This is a genomic window from Acinetobacter sp. C13, from assembly GCF_016809775.1.
In the GTDB taxonomy this organism is placed as follows: Bacteria; Pseudomonadota; Gammaproteobacteria; order Pseudomonadales; family Moraxellaceae; genus Acinetobacter; species Acinetobacter pittii.
The window spans coordinates 186,183-205,025 of the sequence record NZ_JAFBJL010000005.1; the positions used below are offsets into that span (position 1 = coordinate 186,183).

Here is an 18,843-nt window from a genome sequence, read left to right on the forward strand (position 1 = left end):
TACCTCTCACAATAAAACTATGCCGCAAAATCATCTTACAGCACATTTGGTCGATGCTTTTTTGCACTTGGCTCCAGCAGAAGGCCTCTATCCTACTTTTATTTCTAATATCACTTTAATGCGTGTAGATCATTCCACACCACCTATTGCTGTGCTGCAAGAGCCTTCAATTGTTTTAGTGATACAGGGATTAAAGCGAGGGTATATTGGTAAAGAAATCTTCCCATTTAAACAAGGGCAGTGCTTATTTATCTCTATTGCTATACCGTTTGATTGCGATACTGTTGTTGAAAATAATGAACCAATGCTGGCGATAGCCATAAAATTTGAACCACAAATGATGGCTGATCTCATTACTAAAATGGATAAACAGCAACAAGTGGTTACTGAAGATGCTCATTCAGAAGATTTAAAATTAAGCTGTGGGCTTAGAGTGATTGACATGAATGTGACTATTTCGGAGGTTGCTCTACGATTACTCAATTTACTTCGTTCTAAACAAGATACTTTTATATTGGGTGAGCAAGTTAAAAGAGAATTGGTTTATCGTGTGGTGCAGGCTTCAGGCGGCAATCTAGTCGAGAGTTTATCGGCTATGGTAAGCCGCAATGGTGTGATTTACACCATTTGTGAAATTATTCAGCGTGATTATTATCATAATTTAACGGTTCAAGATTTGGCGAAACAAGCGGGCATGAGCATATCGCTTTTTCATCAGACTTTTAAAAAGGTGACGAATTATTCTCCCTTACAGTACATCAAAATTACTCGGTTACATAAAGCACGTGAGTTGATCATGAACAATAAAATGGGAGTCGCAGAAGCAGCCTATGAAGTGGGTTATGTCAGTGCTTCACAATTTAGCCGAGAATTTAAACGACTGTTTGGCGTTCCACCCAAGTCCTCAATTATTTAACGTAGATTAGTAATTTTGAAATATAAATCAAACATGGAGCATTTTATGACCCTTCCAACAACCATGAAAATTATTGAAATTACGGCTCCTGGTGGACCTGAGGTTCTAAAAGTTCAAGATGCTAGTCTTCCAGCACCTCAGGCAGATGAAGTCTTGATTGAGGTAAAGGCTGCTGGAATTAACCGTCCTGACGTTTTGCAGCGTATGGGATTATATCCAATGCCTAAAGGTGTTACTCAAATACCGGGACTTGAAGTCGCTGGTGTTGTGGTCGCTGTAGGTGACCAAGTGGATCAATTCAAGGTTGGTGATAAAGTTTGTGCGCTAACAAATGGCGGCGGTTATGCAGAATATTGTGCGGTAACAGCCACTCAAGTATTACCAATTCCTGAAAATTTATCTTTTACACAAGCTGCTGCGATTCCGGAAACATTTTTTACGGTTTGGGCAAACCTATTTGATATTGGCCGTTTAAAGAAACATGAAACTGCATTGATTCACGGTGGGGCAAGTGGTATTGGAACCACAGCTTTAGCGATTTGCCAAGCTTTAGGGATTAAAACTTTTGCTACGGTTGGTAGTGAAGATAAAGTTGAAGCACTCTCTAGTTTCACCACAGCAATTAACTATAAAACCCAAGATTTTGAGCAGGAAGTTTTGAAGCACACTCAAGATCAAGGTGTGGATGTCATTTTAGATATTGTAGGTGGTTCTTATTTCACAAAAAACCTAAATCTATTAAAACGTGATGGCCGATTGGTCATTATTGGTTTTATGGGTGGACGAATCGCAAAAGAATTTGATTTACAAAAACTGATTTTAAAACGTGCCACAATTACGGGTTCAACGATGCGAGCACGTAATAGCCAAGAAAAAGCCCAGATTGCCCAATCTTTGCATGAACATGTGTGGCCATTATTGGCACAAGGTAAGTGTTTACCGCAAATCTATAAGACGTATGCTTTTTCAGATGTACAAAGTGCTCATGCATGTATGGAGCAAGGTGATCATATTGGAAAGATCGTTTTAGAAATGAATGCGTAACGCTATAATCATTGAAGTTTAGGTGAACGACAGGTTCGCCTAAACTGAATTTTATAATTCTAGATTCTGCCTATTTCTCTATAAAAATTGCCAAATTCTATTGGCAGATTGCACCAGTTCTATAACTTCACCTATAAATTGAGTAAGAAATAACAATTGGTTCTTACCTTATTATTTCTTTCCATACTGATGAAAAAGGATAGTAACAATGAATACCGCAAATATTGATGATAAAAATCCTACTCCAGATTTGGCTGAAGATAATGCCTTTTTTCCATCACCTTATTCCCTAAGCCAATATACTGCTCCTAAAACAGATTACGATGGCACGACTTATTCAACTCCCTATGCAGGCAATAAAAAAGTTTTAATGATTGCAACTGATGAGCGTTATATCCAGATGCAAAACGGTAAGTTCTTCTCAACAGGTAATCATCCTGTGGAAATGCTTTTACCGATGTTTCATTTAGATAATGCTGGCTTCGAAATTGATATTGCGACACTTTCAGGAAATCCAGCCAAACTTGAAATGTGGGCAATGCCAAAGCAAGAACAAGTGGTGTTAGACACCTTTCAGAAATATGCAGATAAATTAAAAAATCCGCTAAAACTTGCTGACATTTTAGAAAATGCAGTCGGTGAAAACTCACCATATGCGGCTGTATTTATTCCGGGTGGGCACGGCGTTTTAGCTAAAATTCCACATAGCCTTGAAGTGAAAAAAGTTCTTAAATGGGCGGTTGAACAAGATAAATTTATTATTACATTATGCCATGGCCCAGCTTCATTACTTGCTGCGGCTGTAGATGAACAGCCAGAAAACTATATTTTTAAAGGCTATCAAATTTGTGTATTCCCTGATTCATTAGATAAGGGAGCAAATATTGATATCGGTTATATGCCTGGAGCTTTACCTTGGCTAGTGGGTGAAAACCTTGAAAAACTTGGTGTGGAAATTTTAAATAAGGGTATTACAGGTCAATGTCATAGAGACCGTAAATTGCTAACTGGTGATAGTCCGCTTGCTTCTAATAATTTAGGCAAACTTGCAGCTGAAACATTGTTGGCTGAAGTGAAGGATTAAGTAAGCAGTTTTTTCAGAAATAGGGCTTTTTATTAAGCCCTATTTTTTTATAATGAATGTGTTAGGTGTAAATTTTAAAATGATAAGTGATGTAAAATCAGCATAATAAGTAAGAATAGGAGAATATTAAAATGATAAAAATAGAAGATATAAATCTACTTGAGCAAGGGTATAAGATGGTATTTGATTTAAGGTCATCTTCTTCAATATTGATGGATGAAAATTATATCAAAAATATACAGCAAACTACGTTGGATAAGGGAACAACTATGGGGCTTAAGGGCGACAATGGTTTATATGCAACAGCTGAATGGTGGGAAAATATCAAAAATGGCAATATAGAAACTTATTGTGTGAAAGGAGTAATAGTTGGAATTAATGAGGAAAATCCTTTTATAGAGGGGAATACAATGATTACAATTAAAGTAAATGGAACGAATAAAGAAATTTTTCAAGATATAGTTTTTACGAGTGAAAGAGAAAAAATTATTAGTGAAGAGCTTTACAAAGCTGGAAATGAGATAGTATCCATTTATATTCTTGATAAATTAAAAGAGGAAGATACTTGGAATTGGGTAGTAGAAGAGAAATTGGGTGTTTCTCCATTACTTAATAGAGTTTACATTAAGGGTAGGGATTAAAATTATTTTATATTAATGGATTGTAGGAATTTAATATGGATGAGGATGAAATTAATATTATAGCCTGTAACTATATAGGTTATATTAAATTAAAAAAAGATATTGTTTTTCCTGTGGATGGTAATAAAAATGATGTTATTTATAACCAAAGTGGAGTTAATAGGCGAGTTTTTTCTGGATATGTTAGCTTTCCTGAAATTGAAAAGAACACTTTATTCTATATGAAAGCTTTTTTGCTTACTCTTACTGTAGATATACCTTGTAAGGAAGAAATTCATTCTTTAATTAAAATATTTTCATATTGTGAAAACCACTCTTCATTAATTGAAAGATTATCATTAGGACTAAAATCTAATTCAAAAGGTCTTGTTTTTAATGGGCTTAAAGAAATAATAGGTGATTTTTACTTGTTAGAAAAAATTGATGACTTGTTTTTCTATGATGGGAGAGAGGAGTCGTACAATAATTTTTTTAAAAATTATAAATAATTTAGATGGTTATAAAATAGATGAGGATTAAATAAAGTGATAGAGAATTGCACACTGATTAATCAAGGATATAAATTGATTTTTGATCTAAAAATATGGTTGGAAAAAAATGGGGAAGATGAGATGAGGTCTACACATGCTTTGACTCTGGATAGCACTACTAATAGTGGTTTAAGTGGAGTGTATGGTTTATATGGAACAAGTGAGTGGTGGGATAATGTTAAAAAAGGTAATATTGAAACATATATTGTAAGTGGGGTAATAGTTGATATTAGTAAGGGGAATGTTTTTGTTGATGACAATACAATGATAACTATTGGATTAGATAATAATGAAGATGAGATATATGAAGGAGTAGTATTTACGAATGAAAATTTTAAGAAAGAGTATAGTCATCTATATTCTAAAGGAAATAAAATAGTTGTTTTTTATATATTAGATGAGTTGAAGGATAAAGATACTTGGAATCCTTTAATACAGAACAAAAATGGTACTTTACCAATAACAAGTAAGATTTATATTAAAGAAAGAAATTGATTTTTTATATTATTGATTTTGTTTGTTATTTTTGGCCTGTTTTGAGGGTGAAAAGCATATAATTAAATATTTTAAATTGTTAAGGGAAACTCTAATCAAGAAGATTTAATAAATATAAATAGATGTTTGAATATGGTAGTAAGTATCACTGAATATAAATTTTAAGATTAAGGGCTTCTCATATGAAATTAAAGAAAATTTACTTTTATCTGCTTGAAAGGCATAAGAAAAAGATAGTTTTTTTAATTTTATTTTTTACTTTAGTGAGTGTTTCCATTCAAGTTAAAGTGGGCTTGATTGACTATGGATACTTTTTTGTCATTTTTCTGAGTTGCTATGCTTGTATATATATGTGGTGCAATGGAATATTTGCAGAAACTTTACCAATCACTGAATCGAGTAATAATGGAGAAGTCATAGCGAGGTGGATGATGATTTTTTCAAGTACATTTCTTCATGTTTATTTATTAATTAATCCATTGTTAAATAAATAGTTTTTGTAAATAATGAAGTGTTAATATGAATAAACTAGATTTAAGTGTGAAAGTGGTTCAGGGGAGAGATTCGTTAGAGCTAAGTCATATCGCCTTTGAAAATTCAGCCTTTATATAGCCTACGGATAATTCTGATTTTTAGAATGTTCATAACAAGCTATTTTTTTATATTGAACTGAAAAATAAGGTAATTTTTCTGTGTGAATATTTGGAGGTAGATTGCCTAAAATTATAAAAACCGTTGTGCTGGAGGCAGCTGATAATGGGGAATTTGTATAGCTTACTATTTATACCAGTGTTAGTAGCATGCTCTGGTACAGTTGATTTACTTGTTTCGGGTAATGCTAATAATGGAATTATATTTCAGCTATCTAAAAGTGATGCCAAAAAGCTTGATAGTGGTTTTCGATTTTATGTGATGGATAATAGTACTGTTCCTGCTGGTACGTTGAAAGAAACAGTATGGGAGATTACGATAAGCAGGGAAATAAGTTGGTTTAATTTTAAAAATGATTATGCCTATAAATGGACTTATGGAGTTAAACCAAGTGGATTTAAAGAGATTGTAAAACCCAAGCAGCTAAAGTTAAATACTCAATATTATTATTCGATTGATGGTGGGGCAGGCTATCATGATTCAGGTTGTTTTTATTTAAATGAGAATAAAATGGTTATAAATAGTAAGAGCTGTTAAATAAACCCAGTAGTAGTACAAGAGGTAGGAAGTGAAAGAAACTTATCTTTTAATATATACAAGATATAAATTCCTAATATTTTCGGTATATACATTAATTTCTGCTTTTGGATTATTTTTGCAATATATCAACGAAGTTTTATCTATATCTTCTGTTTTAGTTATATTTTCATCAACTTTTTTTTGCTTATATGCTTGGTTTAATGGAACTTTTACCTTTGTATTTGCTATAGATGTTAATAGTAGTACAGGCGAGGTTTATAGAAGATGGTGTGTAATTCTTTTTAGCTCTTTATTCTATGTGTATACTTTAATTGATCCTTTTCTATAATCATTACTAGCATATCTATTTGGTAGATTATATGTGCGCCCTGCGGGACTCGAACCCACGTCGGTCGCTTAGGAGGCAACTGCTCTATCCAGTTAAGCTAAGGGCGCATAATTTTATGATTATAAACAAAAAAGCTATTGCGAAGGCAATGACTTTTTTACGTTTTAGGTATTAAAAATTTTGCCATAGTGATTAATAAAAAGTTAGATCATTTAAAGGTTTTATAATTGTTTTATGTCTTATATAAAAAATAGAGTTTATAAAACTAAAAAATCACAAAAACTTCATGTTGATCTTTCTATGATCTGAAGCAAAACACGAAAAGGTTTAAGACAAGCAATCGGTAGGTGAAGTTATTCCTAGAAGGTTGTTTGTCAAAAATCAGATTTGGCTACCTATAAATCAAAAGGGCATAACATGAAAAAAACTGATGAACAGGACTTATCTAGAATTATTGAAATGGCATGGGAAGATCGCACTCCATTTGAAGCAATTGAGCGAGAGTATGGCTTAAGCGAAAGCGAAGTGATTCGTTTAATGAGATACAACCTAAAAACCAATAGTTTTAAACTTTGGCGCAAACGTATGGCAGGGCGTAAAACTAAGCATCAACAATTACGTTCACCAGAGGTTGAACGAGCTTACTGCTCTCGTCAGTATAAATATGCTTAAGGCGATCAAATATAATCAATTGAAATACAACTGATTCAACAATCAAGAGTTGTGTTGAATCAGTTAAAATAATCTGGTGAAATATTTACTTATTTGAACGGGCTTGTCTTTTACATCTTTCAGAGCAATATTTTACTTCTTCCCAGCAACGTTCCCATTTTTTTCGCCAGTCAAAAGGACGTTGACAATAGGCACATATTTTCTGGGGGAGATGCTGTTTTTTCATGATCTTAAAGCTCATCAAGTTGATGAATAAGTAACTTTGCATGCTGCATGACAGAAGCTTTATCTTTCATACGATCAAGGTTGTTATAGACCATCGACATTCTGGGATTCTGACGAAATACGGCCTCATGCTGGCTCATAAAATACCAATACAAGCTGTTAAATGGACAACTGTCTAGTTCAGTTTTGGTTTTAACGTTATATTTACAGTGCTGACAATAATTTGACATTTTATGTATGTAATTACCTGATGCAGCATAGGGTTTACTTGCCATGATGCCGCCATCTGCATACATCACCATACCTAAAGTATTCGGTAATTCGACCCATTCATAAGCATCTACATAGACAGCTAAATACCATTTGCAAATTTCTGATGGATTTACACCTGCTAAAAGTGCAAAGTTGCCTGTAATCATTAAACGCTGAATATGGTGAGCATAGCCATGTTCAAAGGTATTTCTGAAACACTCGGCCATACATGCCATTTTTGTATTACCCGTCCAGTAATATTGTGGCAGCGGCGTGCTGGCTTGAAGGGTATTTTGATCGCTATAGTCAGGCATATACAACCAATAGATTCCACGCACATATTCCCGCCACCCTAATATCTGCCGAATAAATCCTTCTACTGCATTTAAGGGAGCCTGTCCGTTGTAATAAGCTGTTTGGGCAGCGTCACATACCTCTCTTGGTAATAACAATCCACAATTTAAATAAGGCGAGAGCAGACTATGAAACATAAAGTTTGAACCATAAACCATAGCATCTTGATAATCGCCAAAGTGGGGCAAGCTGTTAGAAATAAAATCATCTAAAGCAAGCAAGGCATTTTGACGGGTTGTTGCCCATTGAAAGGAGTTGATATTGCCGATATATTGAGAAAATTCTTTCTTGACCAGTTGAATAACATCTATATCAATTTGATCATGCTCAAAGGTTAATTTTGGTGGCAAAGGTGGATTGCCTGACCAAGCTTTTCGATTGGCTTGATCAAAGTTCCATTGCCCGCCTACGGGTTGTTGGTCATGCATTAAATAATGAGTTTGCTTGCGCATTTCTCGGTAAAAGTATTCCATTCTTAGCGTTTTATATTTGTTTGCCCATTGCTTGAATTGTTCTACGGTACAAAAGAAGCGATCATCTTCTAGACACATAACAGGTAGTTTTAGCTTGTTAGCCCATGAAGTTTCGATTTCATGTTGTAAGCGATACTCACCACATTGGGTAATGACGAGAGTATTCGCCGAGAAGTGTTGCTGCTGCAAAGCAATAAAGTCGACTAACTTTTTTATATGACTTTCGCGCTTAAATGTGTGATAACGGATTTTCCAGCCCTGTGCTTTTAATTCTTTTGCAAAGTGCCGCATTGCACTAAAAATCAGCGCTATTTTTTGTGGATGATGAGCAACATAAGATGTTTCCTCAAATACTTCAGCCATCAAGATAACGTCTTCATTCCGGTTTAAATACTTGAGCGTTGCGAGTTGGTGATTTAATTGATCACCCAGAATTAAACCAAATCGCATATTTTTGCTTCATGAGATGGAACTAAAATTAGTCTATATTTTCAGAGATCAATTTTATGTGAAGCAGAGCTTCTAAGTTCATCACTAGTCACTTAGCTATAAAAAGATAAAGACAACTTAAAAACATGACGCATGTGAATAAAATGTGATTTTAATCAAAAAGATACAAATTAAATGAATTGAAGGTGCTCGCTAATATGCGTAAGATTTTAAAAAAATATGTTTAAGCTTGATCCTTTTGAAGGAGCCATAGAGGCCATCGAAAGGTTCTTCACTCGAGTATATAAATGGATACCAACAACCATCCTATTGCTTATATTTTTCAGCAGCAACAACTTTTGGTTGATGCGAATTTTAATCTACCTTGCCTTGAACAGCAGGAATATGATTTACCTATACAAGCAGACCCTCTAGTAATAGCGAGAGATTTTCAAGAAAGCGAACTTATACCAAATGGATATCAGTTCATACCCATTCGCCAACTTTTACAGTATTGGACTAAACCGCAGTTTGAGCAGGCAAGTCGTGCTTTTCAGTTGCTAGAGTGGCGCCGTAATCATCAGTTTTGTAGTCGTTGCGGACATAAAACCCAGCAGCATAAGACTGAATATTCGATGACTTGTCCAGCATGTAATTTTAGTCAATATCCTAGAGTCAATCCTTGTGTAATTACCATTATTACGCGTGGTGAGGACGAGATTTTGCTGGCTAAAAATGCTAGAAATAAGAGCCAGATGTACAGTTTAATTGCTGGCTTTGTCGAGGTAGGGGAAACACTAGAAGATGCTGTTCGACGTGAAACATTAGAAGAAGTTGGATTACACATTAAGAATATTCAGTATTTGGCGAGTCAACCATGGCCATTTCCGAGTAACTTAATGTTGGCTTTTAAAGCTGAATATGAAGCGGGCGAAATTGAAATTCAGGAGAAAGAACTTAGCGATGCTCAGTTTTTCAAATTTAATCAATTACCTGAAATTCCATTTAAGGGCAGTATTGCTCATGCAATGATTATGCACGTTATTCATGGCACACCTGTCGCTGATGATACGAAACAGTGGCTTTAAACTGAGATTCAGATATTACTTTAATCTTATAGTGTTAAATAAAAAAGCCATTGTCTAGACAATGGCTTTTTAGATTTATTTATTCTTCCGGATTCTCAATGGAATCTAATTTTTTAGGATTTAAATAGTCAAAAAGTACAAGCATTGCCGTAATCCAAATAGGGATCATCATTACTGACTCTTTGAAGCCTTGAGTCCACATAATATAGAGAACCACAGCAATAAAGGCTAAAACTAGGTAATTACTAAAAGGTGACCATAACGCTGGAAAAGAAGTCTTAATATTCGCGTGCTTAACAAAGCGTCTATACTTCAAATGTGTAATTGATATCATTGCCCAGTTTAGAACAAGTGCACCAACCACAACATACATAAGATGTCCAAGAGCATCTTCAGGTACAAAGTAATTTAAAAGAACGCAACCAAAGATTAATAAAGCAGAAAGCAGAACAGCGGGAATAGGAACCCCCTGTTTATTGGTTTTTGCAAAAACTTTTGGTGCATTACCTTGTTGAGCGAGACTGTAGAGCATACGGCTATTTGCAAACATCCCACTGTTATAAACAGATAGTGCAGCAGTTAAAATAATAAAGTTCAGTAAGTGTGCAGCCCAACCAATTCCCATTTGACTAAAAATCATAACAAATGGACTTTTGTCGAGACCGCCAAGATCTAATTGGTTCCACGGCACTAATGAAAGTAAAATTGCCAATGAACCGATATAGAAAATCAAGATACGGAAAACGACTTGGTTAATTGCTTTTGGAATCGTTTTTTTCGGATCTTTTGCTTCTGCTGCGGCCATACCAATCAGTTCGATACCACCAAAGGCGAACATCAAGAAAGCCAACATATAGAAGAGGCCGCTAAAGCCATTTGGAAAAAATCCACCATGAGACCAAAGGTTACTAAATGAAATATTTGAGCCTACATCTGCTGTAAATAGCAAATAGAGTCCAAAAACAATCATAGAGATGACCGCAGCAACTTTAATAATAGCGAGCCAGAATTCGGACTCACCATAAAATTTGACGTTTGTTAGGTTAATTGCCGTAATCACGACAAAGAAAAATAAGACAGACGTCCACGCTGGAATATGAGGCCACCAATAATTAATATATTTGGCCACTGCGGTGAGTTCGCTCATCGCAACCAGAACGTAGAGTATCCAATAATTCCATCCGGTTAAAAATCCGGGAAATTTCCCCCAGTATTTATACGCAAAATGGCTGAACGATCCTGCAACAGGTTCTTCAACAATCATTTCTCCCAAGTGGCGCATAATTAAAAAAGCAATTAAGCCACCAATGGCATATCCTAAAATAATGGATGGTCCCGCAGATTGAATCACTTGCGCCGAGCCTAAAAATAATCCGGTACCAATTGCTCCACCCATAGCAATTAATTGGATATGTCGATTTTTTAGTCCTCGTTGAAGTGTAGAAGATTCGTTGGTCAAAGGTCTTCACTCACTATGAATAAGTAAATTATTCTAATAGATGGAGTTATTTTAGCCTAGACTACAAATTAATAAGCAGTGACTGAAAAGTAATTATAAAAACTATTTAAAATCATAATCTTGCTTTTAATATTTCTATTTCGAGTGAAAAGTACTCTAAAAAATATAATTTCGGATAGACTTTTTTTCTTAGATTTTGCTTAGATTAAGTCATTGCAAGAGCATTGTTAAATTCACAAAATATACTCGCGTCAATACGATTGATGTATAAAGCAGATCGCTATCTCTTGGCCTTAAAACAATTTAAGATGAAGAGAAGGGTAAACAAGAATGCTTGTTTTGATATAGAAGAACATAATAGTAAGGATAACAGTTGATATGAGCTCAGTACCGCAAATTAAAATTCCAGCAACTTATATGCGTGGTGGGACGAGTAAAGGTGTCTTTTTTAAACTTGATGATTTGCCGGAAAGAGCTCAAGTTGCAGGTCAAGCAAGAGATCAGCTGTTACTACGAGTCATTGGTAGTCCAGATCCTTATGGAAAACAAATTGATGGGATGGGAGGAGCCACTTCGAGTACCAGCAAAACTGTTATTCTCGCTAAAAGTACGCAACCAGATCATGATGTCGATTATTTATTTGGTCAGGTTTCAATTGATCAAGCTTTTGTAGACTGGAGTGGTAACTGCGGTAATTTAACCGCTGCAGTTGGCTCTTTTGCGATTTCAAATGGTTTAGTAGATGCAGATCGTATTCCAGAAAATGGCCTATGTACGGTTCGAATCTGGCAAAAAAATATTCAAAAAACCATTATTGCGCATGTGCCTATTACCAATGGTCAAGTTCAAGAAACTGGTGATTTCGAGCTGGATGGGGTGACGTTTCCTGCCGCTGAAGTTCAAATTGAGTTTTTAGACCCAGCCGATGACGGTGAAGACGGCGGCGATATGTTCCCGACAGGAAATATCGTTGATGAGTTAGATGTTCCTGATATTGGCCGTTTCCAAGCGACATTCATTAATGCAGGTATTCCAACTATTTTCTTAAATGCAGAAGATTTGGGTTACCAAGGTACAGAATTACAAGATCATATTAATAGTGATGCAACTGCACTAGCACGTTTTGAAAAAATTCGTGCCTATGGCGCGGTACAAATGGGTTTGATTAAAGATATTTCAGAAGCAGCAGCGCGTCAGCACACACCAAAAATTGCTTTTGTTTCTAAACCTAAAAACTATACCGCTTCAAGTGGTAAGTCCGTTTCAGAGAATGACGTTGATTTACTCGTTCGTGCTTTGTCGATGGGTAAACTTCACCATGCCATGATGGGCACAGCAGCAGTAGCAATTGGTACGGCAGCTGCTATTCCAGGCACATTGGTAAATTTAGCAGCTGGTGGTGGAGAGCGTGAAGCAGTGCGTTTTGGACATCCTTCTGGAACATTACGTGTTGGTGCTCAAGCTGAACTTACAAATGGCCAGTGGGTTGTTAAAAAGGCAATTATGAGCCGTAGTGCGCGTGTGTTAATGGAAGGTTGGGTACGCGTTCCAGGTGACAGTTTCTAAAAGTCACTTAAAAATGAAAAAAGCCTCTCCATTTTGTAGAGGCTTTTTTACATGGGCCTTCGAAAACTCATCACGCACTTTTCATAGTGAATCGTGTATGATGTAGCGCATGAATGCTTCAAGACATTCAATAAAATTTCTCTACTGATTTTATCGAGGCGACTGTGTCATCACTCTCTCAAGTTAATGCGGATGTTTTAAAACAAGCTCAACAACGTATTCAACAAGATTTATTGACGACACTGGCCGCATTTTCAATTCCAGAGCCTTTAAAAAGTGCAGTACACCATGCAGTCATGCTTGGTGGAAAGCGTGTGCGTCCAGCTTTATGTTATGCCACGGCTTCTTTACAGCCAAATCCGAATTTTGCTGCGGCTCGCCGTGCTGCGGTTGCAGTTGAACTTATTCATTGTTACTCACTAGCGCATGATGACTTGCCTTGTATGGACAATGATTTACTGCGTCGTGGTCAGCCGACTTGCCATGTTGCGTTTGGTGAAGATACTGCTTTGCTTGCAGGCGACATTTTACAATCAATGGCTTTTGAGGTTTTAGGGAGCCGTTTGTTCGATGAACAAGGTCAGGGTACCGATGCCGCGATTGTATTAAAACAAATGCAGATTTTAGCAACTGCCAGCTCCAAAATGGTCTCTGGACAGGTTTTAGATTTGCAAGCTGAAGGCAAGCAAATTACTCAAGACGAACTTGAAAATATCCATCGCAATAAAACCGGTGCGCTCATTCAGGCTGCCATTATGATGGGTGCCGTGACCATTTTCTCTGGAACAGATCAAGCAATTCCGAAGTTGCGTCAATATGGGCAGACCATTGGTTTGGCTTTTCAGGTATTAGACGATATTCTTGATATTACTTCGAGTACCGAAACCTTGGGTAAAACTGCTGGTAAGGATGAGCAAGTACAAAAGTCGACGTACCCAGCCTTAATGGGGCTCGAACAAGCAAAGGCGTATGCTAAAGAATTGCATGATCAAGCTTTTGAAGCTTTAGCTCATTTTGGTGATGATGCAAAAGAATTAGTAGATATCTCACAATTCCTTTTAGCGCGTACTAATTAATAATATTAAATCAATATTCATAACTTCTATTCATATTCAATGAATAAGGGAGAAAAGAATGAATGGTGCTCAGCTTCATCAAGCTGCAATTGAAATCGCTCGCAATCTTCCCTTTAGTCAACAGTCCCATCCTTTTGGTCCAGACTATGAAGTTTTTAAAATTTTAGAAAAAATATTCATGCTGACCGCAGAAGTAGCTGGCGTCAAAATGATTAATATCAAATGTGATCCGTATAAAAGTCAGGAATATCAGGAGCTCTATTCATTTATTGTTCCGGGCTATCACATGAATAAAAAACACTGGATTTCGATTACACCGCATAAGAACTTAACAAGCGATTTACTTCAAGATTTAATTCGCGACTCTTATGATTTGGTTATAAAAAAACTTCCTTTGAAAGATCAGAAAAAATTAAAAAACCAATAATATAAAACATAAAAAAACGGCGACATAGTGGTCGCCGTTTTGACTTAAATTACGTATTTAAAGTAACTAAATTAATTATGTTTTCCCATAATTCCGCGAATTGTATTTAAAACATCGGCAGGTAAAACCACAGTTTTAGCATTGCTTGATTTCGCCATATCTTGCATCGCTTTGACATACTGCTCACCTAACAGGTAAGCAACTGGCGTTTCTTTATCACCCACTGCACTTGTCACCATCTCAATGGCTTTTTGTGAAGCTTCTGCCAAAACAACTTGTGCTTCTGCATCACGGCGGGATGCTTCTAAGCGACCATCAGCTTCTAAAATTGCCGCTTGTTTTTCACCATCAGCTCTCGTTACTGTAGCACGGCGTTGACGCTCAGCAGCGGCTTGCGCTTCCATGGCAGCTTGCATGGTAGAAGAGGGTTGAATATCTTGAATTTCAACAGTTTTTAAAGTAATGCCCCAATCTGAAATATCATCAGAAATCGCAGCTTTTAGCTTCGCTTTAATATGATCTCGTGAAGACAAAGCGTCATCTAGATCCATTTCACCGACAATAGAACGTAATGAAGTTTGTACAAGGTTTTGAATTGCCCATGTATAGTTTTCAATACCATAGACCGCTTTTTCTGGTGTGGTTAAATTAATGTAGGCCACAGCATTCATGAGTAATACAGCATTGTCACGCGTAATCACTTCTTGAGATGGGATATCTAACACAATATCTTTAGTGGTAACTTTATAAGCCACTTCATCGACATAGGGAATCACAAAATTAAGCCCCGGATTTAAGGTAGAGTGATATTTCCCTAAACGTTGAACAATCCACTTATAACCCTGAGGAACAATACGAACCCCTTTAAAAATGGTGACAGCCACAAAAGCCAAAAAGGCTAAAACAATAATAGTACCGACTGGCATGAAAATACCCTCTCTTTATCTTTAATGTTTATGAAGTACCATGGGACTGGACAATTAAGTCGTTACCCGAAATATCAATAACTCTAACACGGTCACCGACTTTGACTGGTGTGGTGCTTCGGCAGTTCCACTCATCGGCCCCTAAAATAGGCATTGGAAAGCGAACAATAATTTGATCATGGTCGAGACCGGTTTGGATCACCATACCAATTTGACCAATCGTCGCTTCACGGGGTAATCCCGCTTTAGTTTTATCAATTGATAATGGTTTAATAAATTTGAACCAAAGAATGGTGCATAGCACTGACAGAACTATCCACAATACAATTTGCGTTGTGAGGCTAATATCTGGAAATAACCAGTAGAGAAAGCACACCATAATGGCGGCAATACCAAACCAAAGCGCGGCAAAGGCGGGTAGAATCAGTTCAGAAAGAATAAGTAAGATACCCAATACAAACCAGTGCCAAGGTTGTATAACAAACTCCATAGATCTGCTCTTTTATATATCTTTATGATGGGTAAAAGTGACTCAATATCACTTTTACCACTGTAGCAGATGATGGGGAGTGTGGATAGAAAAAAACCACCTCAATTAGAATTTAGGGCGTGGTGCAGGCTTAAACGCAGCTGGAGATTTTTTGAAGTTTGCAATTGCAGTTTCAACTTGGCGTATTTGCGCTTGAGCTGCTTTTTCGCCTTCCAAAATTGCTTGGTTATTTGATTTGAGATCAAGAGTACCTAGGTGACCAACTTTAGGTTGAATGACAACATTGGCCTGCTTGAGCTCTTCATTAATACTTTGTTGACCCATGATATTAATAGTTTGATCCAGTAATCCCCACATGTTTGCTGGGCGGTTTCCTGCTGGACGCGCAGAAATATCGACTGCAATGACAATATCTGCACCCATGTCACGAGCTGTTTTAACAGGAATTGGGCTAACCAATCCACCGTCGACATATTTCTGCTTGCCAATTGTTGTTGGTACAAACACATTTGGAATACTGCAAGATGCACGCACTGCTTGGCCTGCATTACCTTTAATGAAGTCAGCTTTTTGACCATTATCAAGGCGTGTTGCCACGGCAGCAAAACGGATTGGGAACTTCTCAATCGGTTTATTGCCTACATTACGGTTAACGTAGTCCTGTAACTTTTGTCCTAGAATAATACCCTGACGATTAAGTGTTAAATCGCGGATATCTGATTCTTGTAACTTCAGCGCTAGACTTTGCAACTGATAAGGCGTTTGTCCACTTGCGTAGATACTTCCAACAAAGCTACCGGCACTGGTACCCGTGACAATTTTAGGTTTAATTCCGTGAGACTCTAAAACCTTAATTACACCAATATGTGAAAATCCTTTTGCTCCACCGCCACCTAAAGCAAGTGCAATCACAGGTTCACGGGCTTTCATTGAGGTTGTCGGTGTTGGTGTTTTGCTAAATTTATCACAGCCAAATAGTGCTAGAGAGATAAATCCAATACTGGCAAATTGAGCAATTTTCATCTTTAAAAATAATCTACGTCGAGATAAATTAAGAGGGCTCATGAGACCAGATTTGCTCAATTTTTGCTAGGTTTTTTTCACTAGATTTTGTAAAGGTTCGGCAAGCCAATTGCGATTTTTAGGTGATATTTTTCCTTCATAACGCTCAAAAATCTTGGTGAGATCTTCGTCGTAGTTGCCACTTGGGTTTAGGTGACCTAAGCAGTGAATCGTCTTGTGATCATAATCAAAAGAAAACATCACAATGGGAATATTGGCTTTTGCTGCGATATGGTAAAAACCACTTTTCATTTTTTTTGCTTTTTTACGTGTGCCTTCGGGCGCCATTCCAATCCAGATCTTGTCATATTTTTGAATGGTTGCAACGACTTGCTCAGTAAGTCCATTGGCTGTGTCACGTTTAACTGGAATGACCCCAGCCCAATCTAAAGCTCGTTTAAACGGTGGTTTAAAAAGGGCATCTTTACCTAGGACCGTAATTTGAATACCTAATCCAAAAATTGCAAGAAAGCCATACCATCCATCAATGTTGGAAGTATGGGGAGAAATAATCGCCACTGCTTTTGGCAAATTAGGAACTTCACCTTCAATTGTCCAACCTTGCGCTAAAAAAAGTTTTTTAAATAGCGCTCGGCTTAAAGCAGTACCGCGTTGAGGTACTAAATCAGGTAAATTAGGGAAATGTTGATCCATATTTTTTTAAATTTTAACTTGTCCTAGTTTTATCTTAATCTTTTGAAATATATGCTTCATTGGCAAAATGTAAGAACAACATGACATTTGATGTTATTCCTCATTAAACAAATAAAAAGTAGGTTTCTATGTTGCGGCAGCAAAATCTTTATCTTCTGCTATTTTCTCTATATTGGGCACAAGGGCTGCCTGTTGGGTTTATGACCCACGCTTTACCTGTGATCTTAAGAGCAGAAGGAGTTTCACTCGCCCATATTGGTGGCTTTGGCTTATTAATGTTACCGTGGTCAATCAAGATTTTTTGGGCGCCGTGGGTCGACCGACACGCACTTTCCCATTTAGGACATTATCGTAGTTGGATTCTACCTATTCAGTTTTTGACGGTAGGTGTACTGTGTATTTTGTCTTTTTTCCCCGTTCAAGCTTTAGATCAACCTATTTATTTATTCGCTTTTTTTATTTCCCTTCTTTTTATGAACTTAACTGGAGCAACACAAGACATTGCTACCGATGCTTTAGCAGTCAACTTGTTAAAACATGATCAGCAGCATTGGGGCAATACATTTCAGGTCATTGGTTCGCGGTTAGGTTTTATTGTTGGGGGAGGCGCCGTACTTTGGTGCTTAGACTGGTTAACATGGCAACCCACTTTTTTGCTATTAGCAACCATAGTATTTTTAAATACTCTACCAATTTGGTTATTTAAAGAGCCTCAACATACTTCTCATGCGAGTCGCGAACTCAAACTTGATCAGCAAAATTTAGTCCTAAAAATTAAAGCTTACCTAAGATATTTCTCTCAAAATAAAGAGCTCCGCTCTTGGTTAATGGTACTGATCACTTTTAAAGTAGCAGACGGTTTAGCAGGGCCATTACTTAAACCTTTAATGGTGGATATAGGATTAAGTTTTACTCAAATTGGTGTTTACATCACGATGCTCGGTGCAGTAGCAGCACTCGCTGGGGCGGCAATAGCAGGAGGAATGCTTAAATACTTTTCAAGACCAACAGCATTAATTGGTTTTTCAGTTTTTAAAATTATGAGTCTAGGAGCCTATACTTATTTAGCCTATGCCTATGAACAAAAAATTCAGTTGAATGTCTGGGGTATATATACAGTCAATGCCTTAGAAGATGCATTTGCGGCAATGCTATTGGTGGTTATGTTGACTCTGGTCATGCATTACAGTCGAAAAGAGTACGCGGGGACAGATTTTACCTTTCAGGTTTCAGTCATGGCGACTGTTAGTGGTCTTCTTTATAGTTTTAGTGGTGTGATTGGAGATTTACTCGGTTATTTCCATTATTTGATAGCTATTGTCATTATTGCAGTGATCAGTTTACTGCCTATTTTCCTATGGAAACATGAGAAACTACAGGAAAAATAATGTTAACTAAATGAAATAAAGAACTTTAATATTGCTCAAGCAGTGATCTAAGCTTTATCTACTACCTTTGTCT

The 18,843-nt window shown here is 36.8% G+C and carries 20 protein-coding genes and 1 tRNA gene; 13 read left to right on the forward strand and 8 right to left on the reverse strand.

Translation table 11 applies throughout. The features are described from left to right. Positions 1–19 precede the first annotated feature (19 nt). The 7 genes from JGE69_RS14865 to JGE69_RS14895 all read left to right on the forward strand — a co-directional run bounded on the left by JGE69_RS14865 (position 20) and on the right by JGE69_RS14895 (position 5,898). Complete coding sequence (locus JGE69_RS14865; RefSeq protein WP_068612153.1) at positions 20–916, forward strand: AraC family transcriptional regulator; 897 nt, start codon at positions 20–22, stop codon at positions 914–916. Positions 917–949: 33 nt separating this feature from the next. Beyond that, on the forward strand, positions 950–1,960 hold the full coding sequence (locus JGE69_RS14870) for an NAD(P)H-quinone oxidoreductase (protein WP_081320279.1): 1,011 nt from the start codon (positions 950–952) through the stop codon (positions 1,958–1,960). A gap of 208 nt (positions 1,961–2,168) precedes the next feature. Next, positions 2,169–3,044 carry a glyoxalase III HchA gene (gene hchA / locus JGE69_RS14875; protein ID WP_086265295.1) on the forward strand — a complete coding sequence of 292 codons (876 nt, stop codon included), beginning with the start codon at positions 2,169–2,171 and terminating at the stop codon, positions 3,042–3,044. Between the two features lie 131 nt (positions 3,045–3,175). After that, positions 3,176–3,685 carry a hypothetical protein gene (locus tag JGE69_RS14880; protein ID WP_126646233.1) on the forward strand — a complete coding sequence of 170 codons (510 nt, stop codon included), beginning with the start codon at positions 3,176–3,178 and terminating at the stop codon, positions 3,683–3,685. 35 nt (positions 3,686–3,720) lie between these two features. Further along, positions 3,721–4,173 (forward strand): hypothetical protein, encoded by a 453-nt coding sequence (locus JGE69_RS14885; RefSeq protein ID WP_104075273.1) that lies wholly within the window; start codon positions 3,721–3,723, stop codon positions 4,171–4,173. A 36-nt stretch (positions 4,174–4,209) separates the two neighbouring features. Further along, a complete protein-coding gene (locus tag JGE69_RS14890; RefSeq protein WP_199113937.1) occupies positions 4,210–4,710 on the forward strand; it encodes a hypothetical protein in 501 nt (166 codons plus the stop codon). 756 nt (positions 4,711–5,466) lie between these two features. Beyond that, the gene (locus tag JGE69_RS14895) at positions 5,467–5,898 is read left to right on the forward strand and encodes a hypothetical protein (protein WP_104075276.1); all 432 of its coding nucleotides are present in this window, start codon (positions 5,467–5,469) and stop codon (positions 5,896–5,898) included. Between the two features lie 365 nt (positions 5,899–6,263). Here the strand turns inward: JGE69_RS14895 and JGE69_RS14900 are convergent. After that, positions 6,264–6,336, reverse strand: a tRNA-Arg gene (locus tag JGE69_RS14900). 310 nt (positions 6,337–6,646) lie between these two features. On the opposite strand from JGE69_RS14900, the gene JGE69_RS14905 reads away from it, so the two are divergent. After that, entirely contained in the window at positions 6,647–6,901 is a 255-nt protein-coding gene (locus JGE69_RS14905) for a TIGR03643 family protein (protein ID WP_199113938.1), read from the forward strand. An 85-nt stretch (positions 6,902–6,986) separates the two neighbouring features. Here JGE69_RS14905 and JGE69_RS14910 read toward each other — a convergent pair whose 3' ends face one another. Further along, the gene (locus JGE69_RS14910; protein WP_199113939.1) at positions 6,987–7,127 is read right to left on the reverse strand and encodes a DUF2256 domain-containing protein; all 141 of its coding nucleotides are present in this window, start codon (positions 7,125–7,127) and stop codon (positions 6,987–6,989) included. Between the two features lie 4 nt (positions 7,128–7,131). Beyond that, complete coding sequence (locus JGE69_RS14915; RefSeq protein WP_199113941.1) at positions 7,132–8,655, reverse strand: cryptochrome/photolyase family protein; 1,524 nt, start codon at positions 8,653–8,655, stop codon at positions 7,132–7,134. A 287-nt stretch (positions 8,656–8,942) separates the two neighbouring features. Between JGE69_RS14915 and nudC the strand changes: the two genes are divergently transcribed. Further along, positions 8,943–9,722 carry an NAD(+) diphosphatase gene (gene nudC, locus JGE69_RS14920; protein ID WP_199113943.1) on the forward strand — a complete coding sequence of 260 codons (780 nt, stop codon included), beginning with the start codon at positions 8,943–8,945 and terminating at the stop codon, positions 9,720–9,722. A 79-nt stretch (positions 9,723–9,801) separates the two neighbouring features. Here nudC and JGE69_RS14925 read toward each other — a convergent pair whose 3' ends face one another. After that, positions 9,802–11,181, reverse strand: coding sequence for an amino acid permease (locus JGE69_RS14925; RefSeq protein ID WP_031946772.1), 1,380 nt, complete (start codon positions 11,179–11,181; stop codon positions 9,802–9,804). Between the two features lie 378 nt (positions 11,182–11,559). On the opposite strand from JGE69_RS14925, the gene prpF reads away from it, so the two are divergent. From prpF to JGE69_RS14940, 3 genes are all read left to right on the forward strand, one after another. Continuing rightward, positions 11,560–12,747, forward strand: coding sequence for a 2-methylaconitate cis-trans isomerase PrpF (prpF, locus tag JGE69_RS14930; protein WP_199113945.1), 1,188 nt, complete (start codon positions 11,560–11,562; stop codon positions 12,745–12,747). 164 nt (positions 12,748–12,911) lie between these two features. Continuing rightward, entirely contained in the window at positions 12,912–13,823 is a 912-nt protein-coding gene (locus JGE69_RS14935) for a polyprenyl synthetase family protein (RefSeq protein WP_017386295.1), read from the forward strand. Between the two features lie 58 nt (positions 13,824–13,881). Beyond that, positions 13,882–14,250 carry an MmcQ/YjbR family DNA-binding protein gene (locus JGE69_RS14940; RefSeq protein ID WP_199113947.1) on the forward strand — a complete coding sequence of 123 codons (369 nt, stop codon included), beginning with the start codon at positions 13,882–13,884 and terminating at the stop codon, positions 14,248–14,250. Between the two features lie 71 nt (positions 14,251–14,321). Here JGE69_RS14940 and JGE69_RS14945 read toward each other — a convergent pair whose 3' ends face one another. From JGE69_RS14945 to JGE69_RS14960, 4 genes are all read right to left on the reverse strand, one after another. Then, positions 14,322–15,176 carry an SPFH domain-containing protein gene (locus tag JGE69_RS14945; protein ID WP_002116544.1) on the reverse strand — a complete coding sequence of 285 codons (855 nt, stop codon included), beginning with the start codon at positions 15,174–15,176 and terminating at the stop codon, positions 14,322–14,324. Between the two features lie 28 nt (positions 15,177–15,204). Next, positions 15,205–15,666 (reverse strand): NfeD family protein, encoded by a 462-nt coding sequence (locus tag JGE69_RS14950; protein ID WP_016143172.1) that lies wholly within the window; start codon positions 15,664–15,666, stop codon positions 15,205–15,207. Between the two features lie 105 nt (positions 15,667–15,771). Beyond that, positions 15,772–16,689, reverse strand: coding sequence for a patatin-like phospholipase family protein (locus JGE69_RS14955; RefSeq protein WP_199113949.1), 918 nt, complete (start codon positions 16,687–16,689; stop codon positions 15,772–15,774). 66 nt (positions 16,690–16,755) lie between these two features. Beyond that, positions 16,756–17,382, reverse strand: a complete 627-nt coding sequence (locus JGE69_RS14960; protein ID WP_002116508.1) for a lysophospholipid acyltransferase family protein — start codon at positions 17,380–17,382, stop codon at positions 16,756–16,758. Between the two features lie 128 nt (positions 17,383–17,510). Between JGE69_RS14960 and JGE69_RS14965 the strand changes: the two genes are divergently transcribed. Further along, on the forward strand, positions 17,511–18,770 hold the full coding sequence (locus JGE69_RS14965; RefSeq protein WP_199113951.1) for an MFS transporter: 1,260 nt from the start codon (positions 17,511–17,513) through the stop codon (positions 18,768–18,770). Positions 18,771–18,843: the final 73 nt, after the last annotated feature.

What these genes read in the sequence shown, in the direction of transcription:
- prpF (WP_199113945.1), top strand. Translation starts at nt 11,560, where the DNA reads ATGAGCTCAGTACCGCAAATTAAAATTCCAGCAACTTATATGCGTGGT.
- JGE69_RS14915 (WP_199113941.1), bottom strand. Translation starts at nt 8,655, where the DNA reads ATGCGATTTGGTTTAATTCTGGGTGATCAATTAAATCACCAACTCGCA.
- JGE69_RS14945 (WP_002116544.1), bottom strand. Translation starts at nt 15,176, where the DNA reads ATGCCAGTCGGTACTATTATTGTTTTAGCCTTTTTGGCTTTTGTGGCT.
- JGE69_RS14885 (WP_104075273.1), top strand. Translation starts at nt 3,721, where the DNA reads ATGGATGAGGATGAAATTAATATTATAGCCTGTAACTATATAGGTTAT.
- JGE69_RS14880 (WP_126646233.1), top strand. Translation starts at nt 3,176, where the DNA reads ATGATAAAAATAGAAGATATAAATCTACTTGAGCAAGGGTATAAGATG.
- JGE69_RS14905 (WP_199113938.1), top strand. Translation starts at nt 6,647, where the DNA reads ATGAAAAAAACTGATGAACAGGACTTATCTAGAATTATTGAAATGGCA.
- JGE69_RS14960 (WP_002116508.1), bottom strand. Translation starts at nt 17,382, where the DNA reads ATGGATCAACATTTCCCTAATTTACCTGATTTAGTACCTCAACGCGGT.
- hchA (WP_086265295.1), top strand. Translation starts at nt 2,169, where the DNA reads ATGAATACCGCAAATATTGATGATAAAAATCCTACTCCAGATTTGGCT.
- JGE69_RS14965 (WP_199113951.1), top strand. Translation starts at nt 17,511, where the DNA reads ATGTTGCGGCAGCAAAATCTTTATCTTCTGCTATTTTCTCTATATTGG.
- JGE69_RS14865 (WP_068612153.1), top strand. Translation starts at nt 20, where the DNA reads ATGCCGCAAAATCATCTTACAGCACATTTGGTCGATGCTTTTTTGCAC.
- JGE69_RS14940 (WP_199113947.1), top strand. Translation starts at nt 13,882, where the DNA reads ATGAATGGTGCTCAGCTTCATCAAGCTGCAATTGAAATCGCTCGCAAT.
- JGE69_RS14870 (WP_081320279.1), top strand. Translation starts at nt 950, where the DNA reads ATGGAGCATTTTATGACCCTTCCAACAACCATGAAAATTATTGAAATT.
- JGE69_RS14910 (WP_199113939.1), bottom strand. Translation starts at nt 7,127, where the DNA reads ATGAAAAAACAGCATCTCCCCCAGAAAATATGTGCCTATTGTCAACGT.
- nudC (WP_199113943.1), top strand. Translation starts at nt 8,943, where the DNA reads ATGGATACCAACAACCATCCTATTGCTTATATTTTTCAGCAGCAACAA.
- JGE69_RS14895 (WP_104075276.1), top strand. Translation starts at nt 5,467, where the DNA reads ATGGGGAATTTGTATAGCTTACTATTTATACCAGTGTTAGTAGCATGC.
- JGE69_RS14950 (WP_016143172.1), bottom strand. Translation starts at nt 15,666, where the DNA reads ATGGAGTTTGTTATACAACCTTGGCACTGGTTTGTATTGGGTATCTTA.
- JGE69_RS14955 (WP_199113949.1), bottom strand. Translation starts at nt 16,689, where the DNA reads ATGAAAATTGCTCAATTTGCCAGTATTGGATTTATCTCTCTAGCACTA.